This is a genomic window from Trichocoleus sp. FACHB-40 (genome assembly GCF_014695915.1).
Taxonomy (GTDB): Bacteria; Cyanobacteriota; Cyanobacteriia; order Cyanobacteriales; family FACHB-T130; genus Funiculus; species Funiculus sociatus.
Window position 1 is genome coordinate 1 of the sequence record NZ_JACJPF010000047.1, and the last position, 22790, is coordinate 22790.

General features: G+C 46.3%; 21 protein-coding genes. 10 read left to right on the forward strand and 11 right to left on the reverse strand.

Going from position 1 to position 22790, the window contains the following annotated elements:
- Window positions 1-190 precede the first annotated feature (190 nt).
- On the forward strand, window positions 191-1807 hold the full coding sequence (gene abc-f, locus H6F63_RS09860) for a ribosomal protection-like ABC-F family protein (protein WP_190636921.1): 1617 nt from the start codon (window positions 191-193) through the stop codon (window positions 1805-1807).
- 123 nt (window positions 1808-1930) lie between these two features.
- On the opposite strand, the gene H6F63_RS09865 is transcribed toward abc-f, so the two are convergent.
- Complete coding sequence (locus H6F63_RS09865) at window positions 1931-2872, reverse strand: glycosyltransferase (RefSeq protein ID WP_190636923.1); 942 nt, start codon at window positions 2870-2872, stop codon at window positions 1931-1933.
- Window positions 2873-3019: 147 nt separating this feature from the next.
- On the opposite strand from H6F63_RS09865, the gene H6F63_RS09870 reads away from it, so the two are divergent.
- A complete protein-coding gene (locus H6F63_RS09870; protein ID WP_190636925.1) occupies window positions 3020-4219 on the forward strand; it encodes an argininosuccinate synthase in 1200 nt (399 codons plus the stop codon).
- Window positions 4220-4362: 143 nt separating this feature from the next.
- Here the strand turns inward: H6F63_RS09870 and H6F63_RS09875 are convergent, their stop codons facing one another.
- The 3 genes from H6F63_RS09875 to H6F63_RS09885 form a co-directional block, all read right to left on the reverse strand.
- Window positions 4363-4995: a DedA family protein gene (locus H6F63_RS09875; protein WP_190418722.1), complete on the reverse strand. Its 633-nt coding sequence runs from the start codon at window positions 4993-4995 to the stop codon at window positions 4363-4365.
- A 65-nt stretch (window positions 4996-5060) separates the two neighbouring features.
- On the reverse strand, window positions 5061-5552 hold the full coding sequence (locus tag H6F63_RS09880) for an Hpt domain-containing protein (RefSeq protein WP_190636927.1): 492 nt from the start codon (window positions 5550-5552) through the stop codon (window positions 5061-5063).
- 373 nt (window positions 5553-5925) lie between these two features.
- Window positions 5926-6174 (reverse strand): Ycf34 family protein, encoded by a 249-nt coding sequence (locus tag H6F63_RS09885; protein WP_190435128.1) that lies wholly within the window; start codon window positions 6172-6174, stop codon window positions 5926-5928.
- A 198-nt stretch (window positions 6175-6372) separates the two neighbouring features.
- On the opposite strand from H6F63_RS09885, the gene H6F63_RS09890 reads away from it, so the two are divergent.
- On the forward strand, window positions 6373-7746 hold the full coding sequence (locus H6F63_RS09890) for a CCA tRNA nucleotidyltransferase (protein ID WP_190636928.1): 1374 nt from the start codon (window positions 6373-6375) through the stop codon (window positions 7744-7746).
- A gap of 134 nt (window positions 7747-7880) precedes the next feature.
- Here the strand turns inward: H6F63_RS09890 and H6F63_RS09895 are convergent, their stop codons facing one another.
- The 4 genes from H6F63_RS09895 to H6F63_RS09910 form a co-directional block, all read right to left on the reverse strand.
- A complete protein-coding gene (locus H6F63_RS09895; RefSeq protein ID WP_190636930.1) occupies window positions 7881-8840 on the reverse strand; it encodes an orange carotenoid protein N-terminal domain-containing protein in 960 nt (319 codons plus the stop codon).
- Between the two features lie 98 nt (window positions 8841-8938).
- The gene (locus H6F63_RS09900; protein WP_190636933.1) at window positions 8939-9082 is read right to left on the reverse strand and encodes a hypothetical protein; all 144 of its coding nucleotides are present in this window, start codon (window positions 9080-9082) and stop codon (window positions 8939-8941) included.
- Window positions 9079-9606, reverse strand: a complete 528-nt coding sequence (locus tag H6F63_RS09905; protein ID WP_190636935.1) for a GrpB family protein — start codon at window positions 9604-9606, stop codon at window positions 9079-9081. The genes H6F63_RS09900 and H6F63_RS09905 overlap by 4 nt, the downstream gene beginning before the upstream one ends.
- Window positions 9607-9647: 41 nt before the next feature.
- Window positions 9648-10703, reverse strand: coding sequence for an FAD-dependent oxidoreductase (locus tag H6F63_RS09910; RefSeq protein WP_190636937.1), 1056 nt, complete (start codon window positions 10701-10703; stop codon window positions 9648-9650).
- Window positions 10704-10783: 80 nt separating this feature from the next.
- Between H6F63_RS09910 and H6F63_RS09915 the strand changes: the two genes are divergently transcribed.
- The 5 genes from H6F63_RS09915 (at window position 10784) to H6F63_RS09935 (ending at window position 15686) form a co-directional block, all read left to right on the forward strand.
- Window positions 10784-11626, forward strand: a complete 843-nt coding sequence (locus tag H6F63_RS09915; protein ID WP_190636978.1) for a YaaW family protein — start codon at window positions 10784-10786, stop codon at window positions 11624-11626.
- Between the two features lie 213 nt (window positions 11627-11839).
- A complete protein-coding gene (locus H6F63_RS09920) occupies window positions 11840-13318 on the forward strand; it encodes an O-antigen ligase family protein (protein WP_190636940.1) in 1479 nt (492 codons plus the stop codon).
- A gap of 73 nt (window positions 13319-13391) precedes the next feature.
- Complete coding sequence (locus H6F63_RS09925) at window positions 13392-14657, forward strand: pentapeptide repeat-containing protein (protein WP_190636942.1); 1266 nt, start codon at window positions 13392-13394, stop codon at window positions 14655-14657.
- Between the two features lie 175 nt (window positions 14658-14832).
- Window positions 14833-15417: a J domain-containing protein gene (locus H6F63_RS09930; RefSeq protein ID WP_190636944.1), complete on the forward strand. Its 585-nt coding sequence runs from the start codon at window positions 14833-14835 to the stop codon at window positions 15415-15417.
- Window positions 15414-15686 carry a DUF3143 domain-containing protein gene (locus H6F63_RS09935; RefSeq protein ID WP_190418703.1) on the forward strand — a complete coding sequence of 91 codons (273 nt, stop codon included), beginning with the start codon at window positions 15414-15416 and terminating at the stop codon, window positions 15684-15686. The genes H6F63_RS09930 and H6F63_RS09935 overlap by 4 nt, the downstream gene beginning before the upstream one ends.
- A gap of 85 nt (window positions 15687-15771) precedes the next feature.
- Here the strand turns inward: H6F63_RS09935 and H6F63_RS09940 are convergent, their stop codons facing one another.
- From H6F63_RS09940 to lysA, 3 genes are all read right to left on the reverse strand, one after another.
- Entirely contained in the window at window positions 15772-16521 is a 750-nt protein-coding gene (locus tag H6F63_RS09940) for an isoprenyl transferase (RefSeq protein ID WP_190636946.1), read from the reverse strand.
- Window positions 16518-17432: a diadenylate cyclase CdaA gene (gene cdaA, locus H6F63_RS09945; RefSeq protein WP_190636948.1), complete on the reverse strand. Its 915-nt coding sequence runs from the start codon at window positions 17430-17432 to the stop codon at window positions 16518-16520. The genes H6F63_RS09940 and cdaA overlap by 4 nt, the downstream gene beginning before the upstream one ends.
- Window positions 17433-17924: 492 nt before the next feature.
- Window positions 17925-19391, reverse strand: coding sequence for a diaminopimelate decarboxylase (gene lysA, locus H6F63_RS09950; protein ID WP_190636950.1), 1467 nt, complete (start codon window positions 19389-19391; stop codon window positions 17925-17927).
- Window positions 19392-19459: 68 nt separating this feature from the next.
- Between lysA and rimI the strand changes: the two genes are divergently transcribed.
- Both rimI and H6F63_RS09960 read left to right on the forward strand, forming a co-directional pair.
- On the forward strand, window positions 19460-20074 hold the full coding sequence (gene rimI, locus H6F63_RS09955; RefSeq protein WP_190636953.1) for a ribosomal protein S18-alanine N-acetyltransferase: 615 nt from the start codon (window positions 19460-19462) through the stop codon (window positions 20072-20074).
- 192 nt (window positions 20075-20266) lie between these two features.
- Window positions 20267-22747, forward strand: coding sequence for an ATP-dependent Clp protease ATP-binding subunit (locus H6F63_RS09960; protein ID WP_190636955.1), 2481 nt, complete (start codon window positions 20267-20269; stop codon window positions 22745-22747).
- Window positions 22748-22790 lie beyond the last annotated feature (43 nt).

Below are 22790 nucleotides of genomic sequence, written 5' to 3' on the forward strand. Positions count from 1 at the left end.
TCCTTTTGTTCAGGGGTCATAGCCGCTCCTCCTACGAATGCAGTTCACACTTCTGTTGACGCTCTACCTATTATCCTCTCTTGATAGTAGTTTTACAAAACCGGGATGCTCCCTAAATATCTCACCCCCTTAAAAAAGGGGGTATGAGGTATAGCATTACCAATAAACATTAAAATTAGGAGCTTTTACTATGGACGTAAAATCACTTTTAGTAGCTGAGAATATTAGCTACGAATTTGCTTCAGGTAGAACTTTATTCAAGGAGATTAAAGTTGGAATTTCTAAAGGCGCTCGCATTGCTCTGGTTGGTACTAATGGGGTAGGCAAGTCAACATTTTTAAAAATATTGGCTGGTGAAATCCAAGCCAGCTCTGGTTCGGTGATTAGTCGCGCTGTTTATTACTTACCGCAAATTAGTACAATAAGACAGGAAGTTAAAAAAAATACTGTTCTCAACTTTCTCAGTTCATTATCCGATGAATGGTGGGAAGTTGGAGATATATTAGAGGCAACACTAGGCACCTCAATTGATATGTCTTTACCGATTGGGAGTTTAAGCGGTGGAGAAATAACTAAACTGTTTCTGGCGATTGGTTTATCTAAACAGCCAAATGTCTTATTGCTAGATGAACCCACTAATCACATGGATTTTCTAGCTTTAGAGACTTTGAAGAATTTCTTAACCGACTTTACTGGAGCTTTCGTAATAGTTTCTCACAAACCTTTTTTCTTAGACCAAGTTGTGAATACAATCTGGGAATTAGCTCAATCAGGAATCAAGATTTACGGCGGTAACTATTCTGCCTATAAAGCACAAAAAGAGACAGAAATACAGGTGGCATTGAGGACACATGAAGTAGCAAAAAAAGAGCTGCTGCGTGTCAAAGATGCAGCCTTAGAGGAGCAAAAACGTGCTGCACGCTCAAGAAAAGAAGGACGCTTACAAGCTCACGATAGAAGTATGGGAAGGGCAGAAAGAGGTTTTTTTTCTGAGTTAGCATCCGCTGCTGCTGGAAACGCTTCAAAAAAACATGAAGCAACCGTAGCTAAAGCAATGCAAAAATTTGAAGCTTCTAAAATTAAGACAAATAAGGTTACTCTGGTAACTTTGGAAGAAGGAAGTAGTAAAAAGGGGAAAAATCTCATTGATATTCAAGGTGCGAAACTCAAAATTGGAAACCAACTTCTCCTCAAAAATATACAGCTTCATATTTCATCGGGAGAGCGGGTTACTGTTTCCGGAGCTAATGGTTCGGGAAAGTCAAGTTTGGTGAAAGCAATTCTGGGGATTAAAAATCAAAGTTCCCAACTTTTTCTTGAGGCGGGCGAAATTTTAGTTTCAAAAGATATGCAAGTCGTATATCTCGACCAGAATTATGAGTTAGTAGATAGGGAAATGACAGTTTTAGAAAATATGCGAAAAGCTAATTCAAGTCTTGCCTATCAACTTTTACGGCAACAATTAGGACATTTTCTGTTTTTTAATGATGAAGTCAATAAAAAGGCTAACTTATTAAGTGGAGGTGAGTTAGCGAGACTAGCATTAGCTATGATAAGTATTTCATCAATTGATTTACTGGTTTTGGATGAACCGACGAACAATCTGGATTTAGAAACAGTTGCTCAGATTGTCGAAGCGTTATCGGAGTTTCAGGGGGCAATTTGCGTTATTTCCCATGACATTGATTTCTTGAGTAAGATTCAGATAACCAAAGCCTGGAGAATTAAAAATAAGACTTTGCAAGCTACAGCTTTTCTTCCCAATCAGCAAGAGCAATATTATCAAGAAATAATTGGGAATTTGTAAGATTAATTCTTATTTGGGAAAAATTGGATTGCATCCCAGTAAAAACACCTGGCGATTAGAAATCGCGGCTATACAAACTAAGTCCGCCTGCGCGGACTCAATGCACCAACCAGATTTGATGATTTAAGCTTTATGCTGCATCTCGGCGTAAGCAGCATAAACTCCCTGAACGTTATACCAGTTAAGGAAAATTCGGGCAATTTCTAAAGCTAATTGGGGATTACCTCGGTCAATTAACCATTGTAAAAAGGGTGCCATTGTCTGCTCGTTAAGCCTACCACCAAGAGAAAGTAATCCCCAGAGGATGCGGTGCAGCAGAGTCATTTGAATCATCATTCGCACATCCCAAGAAGGGTGTTTTTGATAAAACAAAACTCCCATGCGTCCCCGTTCAATTTCTCTGCCAATCATGCCCTGAATTTGTTCTAAGGCAAAGGGTGGATGCCAGTGATAACCGACAGCTTCGGGGCATTTAATCAGTTTTAACCCTAGTTGTTTGAGCCTAACACCTAGTTCTAAATCTTCCCAGCCGTAGAGTTGAAAGCGGGTGTCGAAAAGTCCAGCTTGTTCCAACCAATGCTTTGCGATCGCTACATTTCCGGTAGCAAAGTAAGCGGCTGAAAAATCCGTGATTTTGTAAGGTTCAGAAGTCGGGTTCTCAAAGTTGTTGGTATTGATCACCCAACCATAGGTAAAGACGCGATCGCTTCCTAACTTCTGCTGTCCCTGCACCAAAGCATTAGCGTGTGAGGCGAGAAAATGTTCAGTGACAACCAAATCGCTATCAATAAAAATGATAGTGTCACCTTGAGCCTGTTCTACTCCCAGATTACGGGCGGCGGCTGGCCCTTTGTGGTCTTGCGAGTGCGATCGCACATGAGGAAACTCAGCAGCGTGCGATTCTAGCCACTCCAGCGTCCCATCCGTCGAACCATCATCCACCAGCACAACTTCGTAGCCTGTAACTCGACTATAAGCACCCAACTGCTGAGATTCTAGCGCTCTCAAGCACTTTTCCAAAATAGGTTTGCGATTGTAAGTTGGAATGACAACGCTAAAAAACACCGTTTCCCCTGGAATACAACTGTTTACAGTATCCCTCAAAGAAGAGGTAAGCCCATAATTGAATATGAATCTGTGATATTACTGACAAGAATGGACAAAGATTAGTTGCATAATAAGAACTCGTTGTTTTGCGGGATTGAGAGATAAATGGGTCGTGCTACTAAAGTGGTGCTGGCATATTCAGGTGGAGTCGATACCTCCGTCTGTATCCCATACCTTAAAGAGGAGTGGGGAGTACAAGAAGTGATTACCCTGGCGGCGGATCTAGGACAGGGAGATGAACTAGATCCAATCCGGGAAAAAGCCTTAAAATCGGGTGCGAGTGAATCGCTAGTAATTGATGTAGTCGAGAGATTCGTCAAAGATTATGGATTTCCGGCGATTCAGGCGAATGCACTTTACGAAAATCGCTATCCCTTAGCGACTGCTTTGGCTCGTCCGTTGATTGCGAAAATATTAGTAGAAGCTGCTGAAAAATACGGTGCAGATGCGATCGCGCACGGTTGCACTGGCAAAGGTAACGATCAGGTGCGCTTTGATGTGTCGATTGGCGCACTTAATCCCCACCTCAAAATCTTAGCACCAGCCAGGGAATGGGGCATGAGCCGCGAGGAAACAATTGCCTACGGCGAACGCTTCGGGATTCCATCGCCAGTGAAAAAGTCTTCGCCTTACAGCCTTGACCGCAATTTGCTAGGCTTGGCAATTGAGGCTGGCCCTCTGGAAGATCCGTGGACGGAACCGCCGGAAGAAGTTTTTGCGCTCACCAAAGCGATCGCGGATACACCCAACGAGCCAGAATATGTTGAGATCGGTTTCGAGAAAGGCTTACCTACCACCCTTAACGGCGAAAACCTCTCGCCAGTGGCTCTGATTACTAAACTCAACGAGCTAGCTGGAAACCACGGTGTCGGACGCATCGACATGATCGAAAACCGCCTTGTGGGTATCAAATCGCGGGAAGTTTACGAATCTCCCGCAATGCTGGTATTAATCCACGCGCACCGCGACTTAGAAAGCTTGACTCTGACCGCAGATGTCACCCGCTACAAGCGAGGCATTGAAGAAACTTACAGCCAGTTAGTCTATAACGGTCTGTGGTATAGTCCGCTAAAAGCCGCTCTGGATGCCTTCATTCAACAAACACAAGAGCGAGTGACAGGAACAGTGCGGGTTAAACTCTTTAAAGGCAACGCGATGATTGTGGGACGCAACTCCGACAATTCTCTCTACAGCCATGACTTAGCTACCTACGGCGCTGAAGATCAGTTTGACCACAAGGCAGCTGAAGGCTTTATCTACGTTTGGGGATTGCCTACTCGCGTTTGGTCGCAGAAAGCGGATTAAAGTCTCTTCCGGTCTCGTACTGGAACTATCTATCGGCTCGTGCCGAAGTTCCTTAAGGAAGGACTTTAAACTGAAAGTAAGGAATCACTAAAGCTAGAGCTTTTTGAATGCGTTCCCAGTCTGAGACTGGGAACGAGGATATTTTAACTTTTTTCAATTTCGCGTTTAGCTTCGCGTGCCTCTAACCAGAGGGGGACGACAATCCAGGCAATTACCGCGAGCAAAGCTACTATGCCAAATTGTGCTACCCACAAAACTAATTTTTCTAGGGGAATGATTCGCCCTGCGAAAAATGATAAAGTTACCATCACCGATGCCCAAGCCGTTGCCCCAGCAATGTTATACATCATGAATTTGAGAAAGGGCATTTCGGCAACTCCAGCTAGGGGACTGGCAACAATCCGTAGCAGCGCTAAGAAACGACCGAGAAATACGGTTTTCCCGGCGTTTTCGCTAAACTGATTTTTAAATTCGGCGAGTTTCTCTTCCCGGATGCGGAAGATTCGCCCTACACTCACCAGTAAAGGCCAGCCGCCATATCTGCCAATCCAGTAGCCACAGGTACCGCCTACGACTGCACCAGCGATCGCGCTACCTAGCACAAACCAGTAATTCAGTTCTTTACTACCTGCCAAAAACCCCCCAGCTAGAGTAATCGTTTCACCGGGTAGGGGGATTCCCAGGTTTTCAATCAAAATTCCCAAAAAAACTGCCCAATAACCGTATTGGTGAGCAATTTCTTGGACGTTTTCCAGCGATACAAAATCGAAGGACATTTAAGGTAACTTAATAAAGCTTCATCTATTAACTCATATTGACGCGATTTGGGGATAAGTGTCAATCAAAAAAACGACTTATCCCTATAGGCGTTGCTTTCCGCCTGAAATTTTTGTAATTCTCTATACAAAGCGCTTTTACATCTGGCATACTCAACATAAAGCTGGATTGCTATGCCCAAATCGTCTGGTCTGCTGCCACCGCGACCGTTTGATTCTAGATACTGGCAAAGCTTTGAGAGTTTGGTTGCACCAAGAGCAGCACTGCTTGACTTGAAGCTGTTAGCTTGATGCTCTAATGCTGCCATATCTCCTTTTGCTACAGCGATCGCGATCGCTCGCAGCTTTTTGGGAGCCTCCTCGACAAAAATATCAACTATACCCATCATAAATTCTAAAGCGCTTTCGCCTAATGACTCTCGCCATTTTTGCAACACTTTAGTATCAAGCGCTTCTCCATACTCGTTGTCTGAATCTGAGTGATCCCAGTCCATCTGGCAGTTACACGGGTCTTGTGCCAGGTTCTCAATAGTTTTTACGATTATGTCAGAGCGCATATTACTTTAATAATTCGCTGAAGTTTAGCTCTTAGTTCCAAACTACAGCGAATCACGGTATAAATCGTCCGTTATTTCACCTAAAGCATTTCCGTAAATTCGGGTGGATTGGGTATAAATCTAAAGATTATTTTAATTAGTTATGTAATATAGAATACAGATCACAGAATTTTCACTGAAAACATTCACCAAGTTCAACGCAACTTTATAAAACAGTGCGATCGCCTGCTCTTGATCTGGGCGAAATTACTGAAAATCAAGAACCCAGCAGTTATGCCGGGTTCTGTAGAGGACAGGCAATTTTTGACAAAGCCGCGTCAACAGCTAGGCGCGATTCGGCGTTAAAGAGCCGCTGTGCTGTGATCAGCTTATTTCAGGTTGGCACTAGCTCACCAGGACGCAACTTCGCCCATTTGCCAGTTTCCTGTTTAAAGCTGAGACAACCCACAACATCCCATTCCATTTCAATATAATCGTCCATTGAACGGATATTGACGTTAATTGTGGGTTCAGTAGCCTCAAAATCAGGTGTTTCAGTCAGGTGAGGCACCTGATGCTGCGTTTCTACGGCATTGTAGGTGGTGCAGCGATCTACGTAATGGCAGTTAATACAAATACACATGGTGCAGCCTCCGAAGGCTTTTCTGTTAATCTAGCGCAGACAACACTTGATATTAATTACCTTCAGGGTTGATTTTTGTTGCATCAGTTTTTTGTTGGTTGCGCTTTGGCGTGGGAAAGTTGGAAAGTTTGAATGTAGGAAAGTTGTTAGAACCTTAATCGTTTCAACTTTCCCACTTTTCAACCCTTAAGGTGACTAATGACTAATTCCTCTGCCTTATCTCCCGAAACATGGCCTTTTAGCCTGGAATTGCTGGCTAATCCTGCTTATATGGTAGGTGGTGCCGTGCGGGATGCCTTGCTGGAACGTCGCCGCGAGTACCTAGATTTGGATTTTGTCCTACTCACAGATGCGGTAAAGACAGCGCGAAAAATTGCCAGTTGCTACAAGGCGGGTTTTGTGCTGCTGGATGCCTCTAGACAGATTGCCAGAGTAGTATTTGACCAAGCAACTGCTGATTTTGCTCAAGCTGAAGGAGCAAATTTGGAGACAGATTTGCGGCGGCGGGATTATACGATGAATGCGATCGCTTACAATCCCCACACAGGCGAACTCATCGATCCCCTCAACGGCTATGCAGATTTGCAACAAGGCATCATCCGGATGGTTTCCCCGAAAAATCTGCAAGATGACCCTTTACGGCTATTAAGAGCCTACCGCCAAGCCGCCCAGCTGGGTTTTATCATTGAACCGGAAACCCTAACCGTAATTCGGCAACTAGCGCCCTTGCTGGGGCAAGTGTCAGCAGAACGGGTGCAAGCAGAGTTAGCTTATCTCCTCAACACCCCTGACGGCACACCCTGGATTATCGCCGCTATTGAGGATGGTTTACTTCAAACTTGGTTTAAGAGTAAGAGTGCCTTTAGCCCCTCTTTTGAAGAGGAGTTGGGGGGATCTCCTAGCCCCCCTTTTGAAGGGGGGTTGGGGGGATCTCCTAGCCTTCAAGAGGAGTTGGGGGGATCTCCTAGCCTTCAAAGGGAGTTGGGCGGATCAGTCGTCTCTACAATCTTGACAGCCATTGAACCTTCAGCTGTTGTACTAGCCCAAACTTGGGCTGAGTTAGGAAACTTACTCTCCAAACCAGTGGGCGATACCTTAAAAACCTCTTGGTTGGGAATTGCAAAACTGGCAACTCTACTGTCACCCATCCCTGAACAAGCCGAAGCTGAATTATTAAATTTAAAATACAGTCGCGCAGAAATTCGCGCCCTCACCACTGCAATTAAATACCTACCCCAATTGCAATCATCTCAGATGTCTTTGCCAGAAAAGTATTTTTTCTTTCGGGGAGTTGGGCAAGTCTTTCCGGCTTTGGTAGTGTTAGCTGTGGCATCTGGGACACCTGTAGAAGAGTTGGCACCCCTGATCGAACGCTACCTCACCCCTGATGACCAAGTTGCCCATCCTACACCACTCGTCACGGGTACACAGCTAATACAAACTTTTAACTTAAAAGCTGGGCCACAAGTTGGTAAAGTCCTCACATCGCTGGGATTGGCACGCGCCGAAGGCAAAATATCCACCCCAGCAGAAGCCATAAAATTAGCTTCCCAATTACTTGAGGAGCAATAATTTTTGGATTACATTAATAAACCAAAATTACAGAGAAGGGTGAATGCGATCGCATTCACCCTACTCCACAAGACTTGTTGGTTTCTCAACCTTAACCCAACCAACCTAACTATGTCTCAAAGCGACTTAGCATTCTACCCACGAGTCAGATTCAGCAGTTCTTTGGGAGATGCCAGCAAGTCAACTGCTACGAAGAAAATTTTGCCTTGGGGATCTAGTAAGAAGCGCCACGCAATGTTCATCCCAACGCTAGCACCGAACCAAGGTGTTTCTACTGTGCCTGTGACTTTATGCTGCGTATAGCCATCTTCTATGCGCTCAGATACGCCTTTCTGTGGCAGCATTCTGAGTCCCTGGCATTCTTCACGCATATATGCAGAAATTGCCTCATGACCGACAATCGGCTTCTGGAATGGCGGTTGCAATGCTCCGTTTTCAGCAAATAAACCCACAGCAGCCTGAAAGTCAAATGCGTTCATGTTCTGAATATAATTCAGCACCGTAGGCTCAGTGATGCCCTCAATTTTGACCTTAGCACGAGAAGCTAGCTCGGTTGGTGTCATCAGGGGATCTTCGGGCTTTGCGTAATCGTTAAGAGCAGGATCAAATCCCATGTTGACAACGGTATTACGCAAAACTGTGATTTGCTGACCCGGATCGAGTTTCTTAATGGTTTCTAGCACTGCTGCGGCTTCAGGAGTCATTTGATAGCCAGGGGGGATGGGAGCGACAATACCCTGTGCCATCAACTCTCCTAATTCATACCAAAAACCTAGTTTGGTGTTGACGCTGAAAGAAGAATAGGAGCGGCTGATAGGAGTGTCAGCACGGTTAGCAAGATCGTTCATGACTTGCGTTTGGGCAGCAGCAGGCATCTGCTTAATTTGGGCTAGTAAACCTTCCGCTAATATCATGCGGGCGGCTCCTGTAGCGGCGCGAGTAATTGAAACACCCATTTCGGTGTAGGCAAACCAAAGTAATGCCAGTTGATCGTCAACGCTGAGCTTATCGAAGGCTTGCGTGGTAGCTGGAACAGCATTAGCTACCTGGGTGGTAGGGAAAATGCCTTGAGCTGTCTCGATCGTATACGTCATGGATGTATTTTTAGATTCGCCAAAAGTGTCAAACCAGAAGCCTCTGGTTTACGAATCTTTCTCTCCTGTAATAAATATATAACAAAACTTTACATTTTTCAATAAAAGTTTACAAAAGGGGAGACTGCGATCGCGCCATCAAGAAGTTGCACCAATCGGCTTTCTTCAGGCGTGGCGTGAGGTTCATTACTGGATGTGATTGTCTCAGCACTAGAATTGGACGGCTGAAAAACTTGATTCACCCGCTTGCTTCACACTGCTTGCTCCAAGCCCTAGCATCCGAGAGCATCTGCTCAATCAAAGGTGCCTTTGCCTGGACGTAGCCCTCTCGATCTAGCCGGAATTGAACAGCCAGCTTGCGTTTCAAAGCTTCGTATTGCTTCGCCTTGTCTGGGTGGTGCTGGAGAAAATCGCGGAATAGAAGTTGGTTTTCCCAAACTTCATTTCCCAGCTTCACTAGATGAAGGTGGTGAGTGCGGGGCATTCCTTTACGAAAGAAGTGCCGCCCTGGAATACCCGCCTCACCTTGGTAGACATAGCCGAGTGTTTCCAAAGCTTTGATGTAGGTGGGGCTTGGTGGTAACTTCTCCACGCCTACAAGAATATCGATAATCGGTTTAGCCGCCAATCCTGGTACTGAGGTACTGCCAATGTGTTGAATATCCAAGACAGCATCACCGAGGGCGTTGAGAATCTGGGACTTTTCCTGCTCAAATTGGATAGACCAATTAGCATCGTAATCCACTACTTGGATAGAATCTTCCATAGTTTTCAATTAACTCCTTACCCATCACTAAAGGATTGTTGCTAGAGAGCATCCAAGAAACTTTCCCCTGGAAGACTTCGCATCTCCATCTGTTGATTTATCCTGACAGCAGCAGCCGCCCCAGAATTCATTGCCCCTTCCACCAAGTTTCCGCCGCACCAATCGCCACAACAAACTAAGGGCAACGGTGTCTCAGCATCAAGGCAATCAAGATTCAAAGGATTACTGGGGAAAGCATAGCGCCAGCGGTGAATTTGCAACCATTCAGGGGAATCCAGCCCAGGAATTAGCAACTGTGCAGCACGGGATAACATCTGCTGTGCAGCTGAACTTAAATCTTGGGCATCTAAATAACGTTGGGCAAACTCAGCACTGCTTTGCAGAACAAAAATCGGCATTTCTGAATTTTGGCGTTTGCTGCTGTCTAAACCAATCCAGGCTAAATCAGAGTCATTTGAAATGTTACAAGCTTTCCAAGTTGGTAGAGGAAATTCCTTGGAATAACCAGCCATCACGCTAAGGCTGGGGTAAAACTCCACAGAGCGCAAAATCTCCAGAAATGCTGATGATATAGTTTGGGTTAAAGATTCCAATAACATCAAAGCTTGAGGCGCTGGAATTGCTACAACCACAGCTTTTGCTGTTAATTCTTCGGCTGTGTCCTCAAAAGTAAGATTCCAAGTTTTTTCCCCTGTGAGACTAAGCGCCTGCACTCGTTGACTCAATCGCATCTCTAGATTAGCAGCTAAAAACTTAGCGAGCGCAGTCATTCCAGCAGGTGCCACATAACGAGGATATCGCTTTGCTTCTACTAGCTGAGACGGCGATGCAGTATCTAATTCGTAAACAGTATCCGTCCAAACTTGAAGAATATTGCGATCGCATAAAACCCTGACAAACTTCTGCAACAACTCACCTTGTGGTTTTAAATAGCACGTCCCATGATCCGCACAAGTACCCTGCAATCGGCGCGTCGCTACCCGTCCCCCAACACCACGAGATTTGTCAACCACAACTACTTTATATCCAGCTTGGTGCAACTGGTTCGCACAGGTAAGTCCCGCCATTCCAGCACCAATTACAGCTACATCAAACATAGCTTGTCACCCACAGCCTTAAGGTATATATGAGTAGAATAAGGGACAGCACCGCATCTGGGGTCTGGGAGGATTGCAAGTTGGACGAGCTGAGAGCCGCGCTGGAGTTAGCTACAGAAGAAGAATTAGAGCATTTGACGGACATCTTGTTCCGTCGTAAATTTAATCCCTTAGATTATGTTCAGACACCTGAACCAATAGACATCCAAAGTCAAGATCGCGAAAGTTGGTTGGATGCTATTGAAGATAGATTTCGCTTTTTAGCAGCAGATGGAGTGACGGTATTGCGGGGACGCACTGGCGAAGTGACGTATCGCCAAGCTTTGATTCAGGTTTGTCGTTACCTGAAAATCCCCTACTCCGCAGAACTTTCGACTACAGATTTAGAGGCAGAAGTGTTTCTCAACCTGATGGGACGGGTGTGGAAACAACTGCCACGACAAGAACAAAAAGCAATGACTGTAAAAATCCAGGGAAGTCTGGCAAATTCTGAACTTTCTGACCCTTTGCCAGTAAGTTTGCAGCACGATCCTGTAGGTTTACTGGTCAAAGGCGGTAGCGCTTTGGCTGTCAGTTCCATTGTGCAGCCGATATTGCTGCAACAAGTCGCCCGTCAGTTTGCGATTCAGTTTGCCAGCTATCAAGTTGCCAAAGAAACAGTTATTCAAGGCGGTGCGGTGGCGGCGGTACAGTTTCAGAATTATATGGCGCTGCAAACAGCTAAGCGAGGTATGGCGATGAGTGCTGCCCGCTATGGTGCCATGCGGAGTGTATTTGCCTTGGTGGGGCCTGTGATGTGGGGATGGTTTTTTGCCGATTTAGGCTGGAGAGCGATCGCTACTAACTATGGTCGCATTATCCCGATCATCTTTGCCCTAGCACAAATTCGCCTCACTCGCTCAGAGTGCTGGGAAATGGCTTAAAAAGATACTCGTGCGATCGCCCTACCATCCTTAAGAAATCCGGGTGGTTTCATACAACCCTTAGAAAATATCGAAATTTGCGACCTTTTGTAGGGGCATTGCCATGCCCCTACCGCCAACCAAAATCAACGTTAAAACATTTTCTTTTAGTAAATGAAACCACTTTGCCAACCTCCTTAAAAAAGGGGGTAGTAAAAGAAAAAGCAAAAAGAAATGAGGAAAATTCTTTTGCCTTCTTCCCAACATGCTGACCCCAGCTTGCAGGCATCTTGGAACTATGCCCAGCTGGGGTTACTAATTTTTCCCTTCATTCCGATTCTGGGTGCCTTGGGAATATTCTTAGCATTGGTAGGCACCTGGAAGCAAAAGTATCGCACAATTATCCGCCGCCCCCTTAACTGGGGATTTGCTCTTTTGAGCGTCATCTTAATTATTTCAGCTGCTTTTGCCTTTAATCGCGCTGAAGCTTTTCTGGGATTAGCTAATTTATTCCCCTTTTTCCTCTTGTTTGCTGCTTACAGTCAACTGATCCAAACACCGAATCAGTTGCGGCGACTAGCTTGGATTCTGGTTATTCCTTCAGTACCAGTAGTTATTCTAGGCTTCGGGCAGATATTTTTGGGTTGGGCAACTCCAGCGCAGTTGCAAGGTATCGTGGGTTGGGCGCTTGAACCCAAAGGCAATCCCCCCGGACGGATGGCTTCGGTGTTTATGTATGCCAATATCCTTGCGGCGTATTTGCAAATTGTTTTCATTCTGTCGCTGGGACTGTGGATTGAAGAAACCAAAAGGCAAAAGCACCTCACCCCCAGCCCCTCTCCTCAAGCCCAGAGGGGAGCGGGAGCCGAAGTAAGTTCCGTTAGGCCGCCTCACCTATCCTTTAGCTTTCTTAGGAATTGGGGGAGACAGAGCCTGCAAAACGTGCATTCCCAGTCAGAGACTCTTAACGAGGGTAAAAAAAGGGATTCTTATTGGCTGCGCTGGGTGTTTTTGAGTGTGGCGGTAATTGGGAATGCGATCGCTCTCATCTTAACCAACTCTCGCAACGCTTGGGCAATTGTCATCGTCAGCTGTCTCGCCTTTGCTCTCTATCAGGGTTGGCGTTGGCTAATTGCCCTAGTCGCAGGTGTGGCTACTACCGTCCTCTGGGCAGCTTTTGGCCCTTCACCTGTGCGAGAATGGCTGCGAATCATTGTCCCAACTTACTTTTGGGAGCGACTCACCGACCAGCGCTATCCAGACCGACCAATAGCGTTGTTACGAACAACCCAATGGAAGTTTGCTTGGTCGATGACGCAGCAACGTCCCTGGACTGGTTGGGGGTTACGAAATTTTACGCCTCTCTATGAGGCAAAAATGCAAATTTGGCTGGGACATCCCCACAGTTTGCTATTAATGCTAACTGCTGAAACTGGCATCCCAGCAACAATTTTATTTTTTGGATTAGTCGGTTGGGTAATGTCTCAAGGTATCCTGTTATTAGCAAAGATGCACTTCACCGCTTCCCCACAAAATCAATTAATTATTTTTAGTTATTTAGTTGCTTTTGGTTGCTGCACTTTATTTAACACTGTAGATGTAACCCTCTTTGATTTACGAGTAAATACTTTGGGCTGGTTGCTGTTAGCAGCCATTTCCGGAGTCGTTTATAAAAAGAGCCAGAAGAGAGCAACAAAATTTAATCATAAATAATCATTTTTCCAATTATTGAAATTACTAATATTTTGACTATATTATAAAATCGTAAACCACTAAAAATTATGCTATGGTGGAAAATTCCAAAAGAAAGGCCCTTCTTGACAATTACGCTAATGGAACAAGAAATTTTAGAGGGATATATCTGAGGGGTGCAGACCTCTCCAAAACAGATCTACGAAGTGTAGATTTCAGGGGTGCAGATTTACAGGAAGCAAATCTGAGCAAGACAAATTTGGAGGGAGCGATAATAAGCAACGCAAAGCTTCAGGGAGCAAATCTCGAAGGAGTTAAAGTGCGTGGAGCTAACCTAAACGGGGCGAATCTTTCAGGCGCAAATCTCGAAGGGGTTAACTTGAATGGGGCTAACCTAAACGGGGCAAATCTTTCAGGTGCAAATCTTAAAGGAGCTAACTTGAATGGGACTAACCTAAATGGAGCAAATCTTTCAGGCGCAAATCTCAAAGGAGCTAACTTGCATGAGGCTAACCTAGAAGCTGCTAATCTTTCAGGTGCAAATCTCAGGGGAGCTAACTTGAATGGGGCTAACCTAGAAGCTGCTAAGCTTTCAGGCGCAAATCTTAGGGGAGCTAACTTGAATGGGGCTAAAGGTGCTAATCTTGACGGAGCAAATATAAGTAATCGTAACAAAAATCCATCGTCATTAAGTAGAAAATCACCGAATGTAGATGAATCAATACGGTGTAATAAACTTAAGAAAGCCAGTTCAGATCCGGTTAAAGATAAGGATTTAGCTGCTAAATCACAGTTAAGAAATGAGGCTTTACCTGTTATTAAACAAATTGTAGAGGGAGGTGTTTCAACAGAAAATGAATCCAAAAACAAAATATTACAAAAAAATAACTATAACTATACCTCAGAAATTGAGAACATTACTACTGCACAAAATCAACTAAATACTGAAAAATACTTCACTCCACAAAGTATCGAAGATGCCAAAGAGCGAACCTTAACATCTATTGTGAGACGGCGCGGGCAAGCTGAATTTCGTAAAAGTTTACTAAAAGCTTACAACTATCGCTGTGCAATTACTGGCTGTGATGCAGAGCAAGCTTTGGAAGCTGCCCACATCAAGCCATACAATGGCACTCAAACAAATGATCCCTCAAATGGGTTGATACTTCGGGCAGATTTACATACACTCTTTGACCTTAAATTAATTGCCATTGACCCAGAGACCAGCAGGGTATACCTTGAACCTAGTTTACGCAATACATACTACGCAGAACTTCACGAAAAATTGCTGCAACTGCCCAAGAATATTAATAAAAATGCACTGCAATGGCGATGCCAACAATGCGGGTGGTACAGATGATTTTGTAGAAAGTTGTAAGGAATGCGATCACATCCCCACTCCCCTAACTCTTTACTTCATGCTGAGGGCAGTCGAGGCCCAGGTGTCTTAGAATAATTGAAAACCATTCGTAACCAGGCAGAGTGGAGCTGCGGTGACTCATAACAGGGCAACTGCGAACAATGAAACTCGAAGGATGCCATATCAAACAAACTTGGCAACCAGTCATTACGTCCTGCTGGGGCTGCATCCTTCAGCATCAGCAATCGAAATTCGCCGGGCTTATCGGGAACTCAGCAAGCGCTACCATCCCGATACAACAGACTTGCCAGCAAAAACGGCGACAGCTAAGTTCCAGCAGATCAACGAAGCCTACGCCACCCTCAGCCACCCAGAACGGCGACTGGCTTACGACATGAGAATTGGCTATTCCCGCATCAGCGTGATTCAGGCTCCGGGAAACTTAAACCGTCCAGTGTCACAGCCCAAACCAACTTATTCCTCATCAGCGTATCTCGATCCCACTGACCGCCCCCTATCTGCCGGGGAAATTTTTGCTTTGTTCATCTTGGGTGTAACATTCTTGGGATGCCTGCTGTTAGCGATCGCTATTGGTTTAACACGAGGAGACACGGCTTTCCAAGTTTCCGGGCAGAAAATTCCACCGCAAGTGTTGCAGCAGATAACCATTAATCAACAGCCTATACCTGGATATATGGCATCCCTTCTGGTGACTCCACAAATCCCAAATTCCAAATCCCAAATCCAAGTATCCATATGACTCTTCCCGCTGCTGATACCCCCCTATACAACCATCCCCTCCCTGAGATAGAGCAGTGGCTTCAAGGACTAGGATGTCAACAAGACCGTGCAGACCTACACTGTTGGCACATTGCTCGACCTTCGTGGAAAGCCGAATTGTTACTGGATGTGGAAGAGCTAACCGTGCGTTATCTGCAAGCGGGTGAGGGTGGGCGCGATATCCTGCGCTCTTTCAAATACTCCCTCACTCGCCAAGATGTAGAAAACGCCGTTTTTTCTGGGCCTTAAAGAGTTTGCTTTTCTCCAGGTTGGAAAGTTGAAAATTGGCAAGTTAACAAGCTCCGAGAAACTTGAAACTTAGCAGCTTGACCCTTCAAACCTTCCCAAAACGGCGATCGCGTTGTTGATAGACACACAACGCCCGATGAAACTCTGTCCGGTCAAAATCAGGCCACAGCGTCTCTGTAATATAGAGTTCCGCATAAGCCATTTGCCACAGCAGGAAATTCGAGACGCGCATTTCGCCACTGGTACGGATTAATAAGTCGGGATCGCCCACATTGGAAGTGTAGAGATGCTTTTCAAACAAAGCTTCATCAATTTGATCTGGTTGGAGCATACCTTCCTGCACAGAGGTAGCGATCGCTCGACAAGCTTGCAAAATTTCCTCACGACCGCCATAATTCATTGCCACCGTAAATTGAATGCTGCGATTGTGCTGGGTTTCGGTCATTGAGCGCTCAATCTCAGCTTGAAGGCCTCGTGGTAATGCCCCCAAATTCCCCATAAAGTTGATTTTCACATTCTCCTGCACCATCTCCCGCAGCTCTTGCCGCAAGACCCGATCGAACAGCGTCATCAAAAAATCAACTTCATCCAGCGGACGCCCCCAATTTTCCGTAGAAAAAGCATAAGCCGTCAGTGCTGGAATACCCCAATCCTTACAGCAGCGCAGCAATTCCTTAAGCGCATCGACTCCCCGCCGATGACCCATAATCCGGGGTAGACCCTGACGCTTTGCCCAGCGCCCATTTCCATCCATAATTACCGCTACGTGCTTTGGCAGGCGGGTTTCATCCAGGTCAGCAGGCAGATTTTGTAAGACAGTTGGTTTTGGAGTCATTTCTTGTCACGAGAAGCCGGAGATACAAGACGGAGTAAGCGCAAAATCAGTGCCTTTCCCTTATCGCTAATCTGGCGTCCTAAACTGCGTAGACCTGGGGCGACGGCTCCCTCCTCGATTGACGGCGAGAAACGCGCTTCTAACAGTTCTTTCAGCTTACTGCTGGTGAGGGGACGATTTAGGCTCCCCCGCTCCGCTAAGGAAATGGAGCCTGTTTCTTCAGATACAACGACACACAGGCAATTTTCGACTCGCTCGGTAATTCCCATTGCCGCCCGGTGTCGCGTTCCCAGCTGGCGCGATGCCGTGCGCTCAGAAAGGGGCAGAATCACCCCAGCAGCCATAATACGGGAACCACTGATAAACACTGCACCGTCGTGCAATAGGGTAGATGTCTGAAAGATGGTTTGCAAGAGTTCTTTAGAAACTTCAGCATCCAGCTTGACACCCTGAACGGAAAAATCGCGCTCATCAATCGTCCCACTCGTTTCCAGAATCATCAAGGCACCAGTACGGTTTTGAGACAGTTCTTTAACCGCATCCACAATTTCATCAACCACACTATCAGCCTTGGGGACGGCCCGGCGGGAAGGTTGCAGCAACTGCACAATTTCTCCCCTGCCTAATTGTTCCAGAAAGCGTCGAAACTCTGACTGGAAAATGACAGCCATCGCCACAGCCGAGCCAACTACCAACTTTTCCAGCACAAAACTCAAAAGCACTAGCCCCAGTCGATTACTCACCGCTGAGGCCAACATTAAGACAATTAAACCCCGTACCATCCACAACGTGCGGCGCTCTCCAATAAACAGGAGTACCAGATACGTGAGGACTAGAACTAATACAATATCAAGGCTTTGAAGCACCAAGGCAGAAGTTCTGGCAGGGTCTTGACCAGGACCCGAATTCATTGAACTTTAATGGGATTTGCTGAAGTTTGCACCGATAGGTTAAAAGGCAAAAGGCAATTATAGCTACTCAACTTTAGTTATTTGTCAGAGTCTAAATCTAGTGTAACTGCGGTTACATCCTGCCAATCAGCTAAAAGCTAATCGCTCTTTTTATTTTTTCCTTTGCTTGCTTGAGTTTTTTAGCTCTACGGTTCGATTTTAGCTGACGCGCTTTTGGACGATTAAGTAGGTGAACATATTTAAACTAAACATAGCTGTTTTCTACTCAGTCCGGTATTGCTTCGGAATATATAGCGTTTCTCGTTTGAGTCAACTAAAATCAGACCTCACCCGCAATCTCTGCCGAAATAGGGCTGCGGGGCTAATTTCCAAGCCTCTCTCCGGAATCGGAGAGAGGCCAAAATAGCGAGATAGTTTTCAGGGGATTTGGTGGGCAAAAGCCCAGCAAACGTTTAATTAGGTTTCCCCAAATAGCCGAAAACTGCCTAAAAGTCAATTCCCAACAGCTAATCGGTCGGGTATGCGATCCTGCCGAATTAAATCTTGGTAGGTTTCCCGCTGTAGAATCAGGTTGGCTTCTCCCTGACCTACTAAAACTGCTGCCGGACGAGGCAATCGATTGTAATTAGATGCCATGCTGTAATTGTAGGCACCTGTATCCATGACTACCAAGATATCTCCAGGCTCAGTTTTAGGTAGAGTCGCTTCTTTAATGAGAATGTCTCCGGATTCGCAATGTTTACCAGCAAGGGTGACTGTTTGGGTAATGGGTTCTGACATCCGGTTGGCAACTACCGTGCGATAAATTGATTGGTAGGTGATGGGACGCGGATTGTCAGACATACCGCCATCAACGGAGACGTAGGTGCGGATGTCTGGAACCACTTTTGTAGAACCTACGGTGTAAGCTGTGACGCAGGCGGAACCAATTAGCGATCGCCCTGGTTCACACAGTAACTTAGGTAAAGGTATTTGTTGAGCTTGGCACGCTTGGGTAATCCCATCGCTGACGGTTTTTACCCAGTCCTCAATACTGGGGGGATCGTCGGATTCGGTGTAACGAATTCCTAAGCCCCCGCCAATGTTTAACTCGGTGACTGGCAAACCTAACTTGGCAGCCTTCCCAAACCACTGCACTATGACGCCAGCTAAATCTTCATGGGGTTGGAGTTCAAAAATTTGTGAACCGATGTGAGCGTGTAAACCGATACAGTGTAGGTTTGGCTGCTGAGTGATAAAAGCAAATACTTCTTCTAGTTGATTGGGATCGAAGCCAAATTTGCTATCCAGGTGTCCGGTGCGAATATATTCGTGAGTGTGACACTCGATCCCAGGAGTAAACCGCAGCATGATGCGGATGGGGACTGGGGACTGGGGACTGGGGACTGGGGACTGGGGACTGGGGACTGGGGGCTGGGGAAAAGATTCTTGCTTGGTTCTCAGTCCGGCCAGAGTTTTCAATTCTAGCCAGTTGTCTACGACAATGGTGCAGGCAGATTCTACAGCCAGAGTCAGTTCTTCAAGCGATTTATTGTTACCGTGGAAATAAATTTTGTCGGGACTGACACCAGCTTTTAGGGCGGTGTAGAGTTCGCACCCAGATACTACATCAATTCCCAATCCTTCCGAACGAGCGATCGCGCAAACAGCTAGGCAACTCCATGCTTTAGAAGCATACAGCACCTGCGAAGACCCGGCATAATGACGCTTAAAACCATCCCGATACTGACGACAAGCTGTTCGCAGCGTTTCTTCGTCCAAAATATAAAGTGGCGAACCAAATTGCTGGACAAGTGTCGTTACATCACATCCGCCAATTTCCAGACAATCCTGACTGTTGACTTTAGATGTCAGGGGCAAAAGTTCCTGATTTGGCGAGGGAGTTTCCTGAGTTTCTGTCGGAGTCGGTAGATACTTACGTCCAGAATTTTGAACCCCGACATTTGGTGTCAATAACATGATCTGATATTTGTCCTTGCTTAACAGGCATCGAGTGCGTCTTGTTTTTTAGTGTACAATTGTTAACTGTGAATTTTTTAGAACTTAAGCCGCTAACAGCAGAGCAGCTAAGTGCGGTAGTGGAGCTAGATAAACTTTGTTTTGGTGAACTGTGGACTCTAGATGGTTACAAGCGAGAGCTAGAAAGTCCCAATAGTGACTTGCTGATAATGGTCAGCGGTCAATCATCAGCGATCGCGCCATTGTCTAGTTGTGAGTTGTCAGCTTCTAACAACCCCACCTTCCCACCTGACAACGTTCAAACTATAGTAGGATTGTGTTGCCTCTGGGCAATTTTAGAGGAGGCGCATATCACAATTCTGGCGGTTCATCCGGAGTACCGGGGCTTGGGTTTGGGTCAGGCGATGCTTTACGCTTTACTCAAAAGTGCTTGGGAACGAGGGCTAGAATGGGCGACGCTAGAAGTGAGAACTTCTAATCAAGCAGCACGTTCTCTTTACGAGAAGTTTGGCTTTGAGGAAGTGGGCAGACGGCGGCATTATTACAAAGATACTGGTGAAGATGCGCTAATTTTATGGCGCGGCGGTCTTCAGAAACCAGAATTTAAACAGACTTTAAGCGATTGGTACTTGACCGCCTCCCATCGCCTCGCTGCATCTGGCTTTACATTTTCAGTATTTTAACCTACCTCTAAAGGTTAAAAAATTTAAAGTTTCTAACCTTAGATAGTAGACTTCCCTAATCCCAACTAATTAGATAGGGAAACCGTAACAAATAAATTGTGGGATCGCTGATTATCTGCAAGGTAACAGCCTCACAAAAACCCTATGTTAGAATCACGTTACAGGCACGCAGCAGGGAAATAACAAGCCGCCATGTTTGAACGCTTCACAGAAAAAGCCATTAAAGTAATCATGTTGGCCCAGGAAGAAGCACGTCGCCTGGGACATAACTTCGTGGGTACGGAGCAGATCCTCCTGGGTCTAATTGGAGAAGGTACTGGTGTAGCCGCCAAAGTCCTGAAATCAATGGGGGTAAACCTCAAAGATGCCAGAATAGAGGTGGAAAAAATCATCGGTCGCGGTTCCGGCTTTGTGGCGGTAGAAATTCCGTTCACCCCCAGAGCCAAGCGCGTTTTAGAGTTATCTTTAGAAGAAGCTCGTCAGCTAGGGCATAACTACATTGGAACGGAACACCTGCTTCTGGGTCTAATCCGGGAAGGTGAAGGGGTGGCGGCGAGAGTTTTGGAAAACTTAGGCGTAGACCTCTCGAAGGTGCGGACGCAAGTAATTAGAATGTTGGGAGAGACGGCAGAAGTCGGCGCACCAACTTCCGGCGGACGCACGAAAACACCAACCTTAGATGAGTTTGGCTCCAATCTAACTCAAATGGCATCTGAGGGCAAGCTTGATCCAGTAGTTGGTCGGGCAAAGGAAATTGAACGGGTAATTCAGATTCTGGGACGCAGAACGAAGAATAACCCAGTATTGATTGGGGAACCAGGAGTCGGGAAAACTGCGATCGCAGAAGGTTTGGCATCAAGAATCGCCAACAACGATATCCCAGATATTCTGGAAGATAAGCGCGTCGTCACTCTGGATATTGGTTTGCTGGTAGCAGGCACCAAATACCGGGGTGAATTTGAAGAACGCTTAAAGAAAATCATGGATGAAATCCGCTCAGCGGGGAATGTAATTCTCGTGATTGACGAGGTACATACCTTGATTGGTGCGGGTGCAGCAGAAGGTGCCATCGACGCAGCAAACATTCTGAAACCCGCCTTGGCAAGAGGTGAATTGCAGTGCATCGGCGCAACGACGCTGGATGAATACCGCAAGCACATTGAGCGGGATGCAGCCTTAGAGCGGAGATTCCAACCAGTGATGGTAGGAGAGCCGACAGTTACCGAAACAATTGAAATTTTGTATGGTTTGCGCGAACGTTACGAGCAACACCACAAGCTAAAAATCTCCGATGAGGCGGTGGAAGCTGCTGCTAAGCTTTCAGACCGTTACATCTCCGACCGTTACTTGCCAGACAAAGCAATTGACCTAATTGATGAAGCGGGTTCGCGAGTGCGCCTGATTAACTCGCAGCTTCCACCAGCCGCGAAGGAACTGGACAAAGAACTGCGTCAAGTTCTCAAAGACAAAGACGACGCAGTCCGGAGTCAGGACTTCGACCGAGCCGGGGAACTGCGCGATCGCGAAATGGAAATTAAAGCAGAAATCCGCGCGATCGCTAACGCGAAGAAAACCGAATCCACCACCCGCGATGACAGTGCCTCACCCGTTGTCACCGAAGAAGACATCGCCCAAATTGTAGCTTCTTGGACAGGAGTACCTGTGAACAAACTCACAGAATCTGAATCTGAGAAACTGCTACACATGGAAGATACCCTACACAACCGCCTCATCGGTCAAGAAGAGGCTGTCAAAGCGGTATCTCGCGCCATTCGTCGCGCACGGGTAGGACTGAAGAATCCCAACCGACCGATTGCCAGCTTTGTCTTCTCTGGCCCCACCGGAGTAGGTAAGACAGAATTAGCGAAATCTTTGGCAGCATACTTCTTCGGGTCAGAAGAAGCGATGATTCGCCTGGATATGTCGGAATACATGGAGCGACACACAGTTTCTAAACTGATTGGTTCGCCTCCTGGGTATGTCGGTTACAACGAAGGCGGACAGCTCACCGAAGCAGTGCGCCGTCGTCCATATACCGTGGTGCTATTCGACGAAATCGAGAAAGCACACCCAGATGTCTTCAATATGCTGCTGCAAATCTTGGAAGACGGTCGCCTGACTGATGCCAAGGGACGCACAGTGGACTTCAAGAACACCTTGCTGATTCTTACCTCCAACATCGGTTCTAAGGTGATAGAAAAAGGTGGCACAGGCTTAGGCTTCTTCGATACTCAAGAAAACGAAGCAGAGGCACAATACACCCGGATTCGGTCACTGGTGAACGAGGAACTGAAGCAATACTTCCGTCCAGAGTTCCTGAACCGTCTCGACGAGATCATCGTCTTCCGCCAATTGACGAAGGACGAGGTGAAGGAAATCTCCGACATCATGCTCAAAGAGGTGGTGGGACGACTTGCGGAGCAGGGAATCACCTTGGAAGTTACCGAACGCTTCAAGGATCGCCTTGTGGAGGAGGGGTATAATCCTAGCTACGGTGCGCGTCCACTACGCCGAGCTATCATGCGCCTCTTGGAGGACAGCTTAGCCGAAGAAATCTTGAGCGGTCGGATTTCGGATGGCGACACGGCGATTGTCGATGTCGATGAAACCACCAAGGAAGTGAAAGTGCTGCAAGGAGAAAAGCGAGAGCTGTTACCCCAAGCCGCAGAATAAAAGCTCTTGAGTTATTAATTCAAGATTCATAGCTTTCACACTG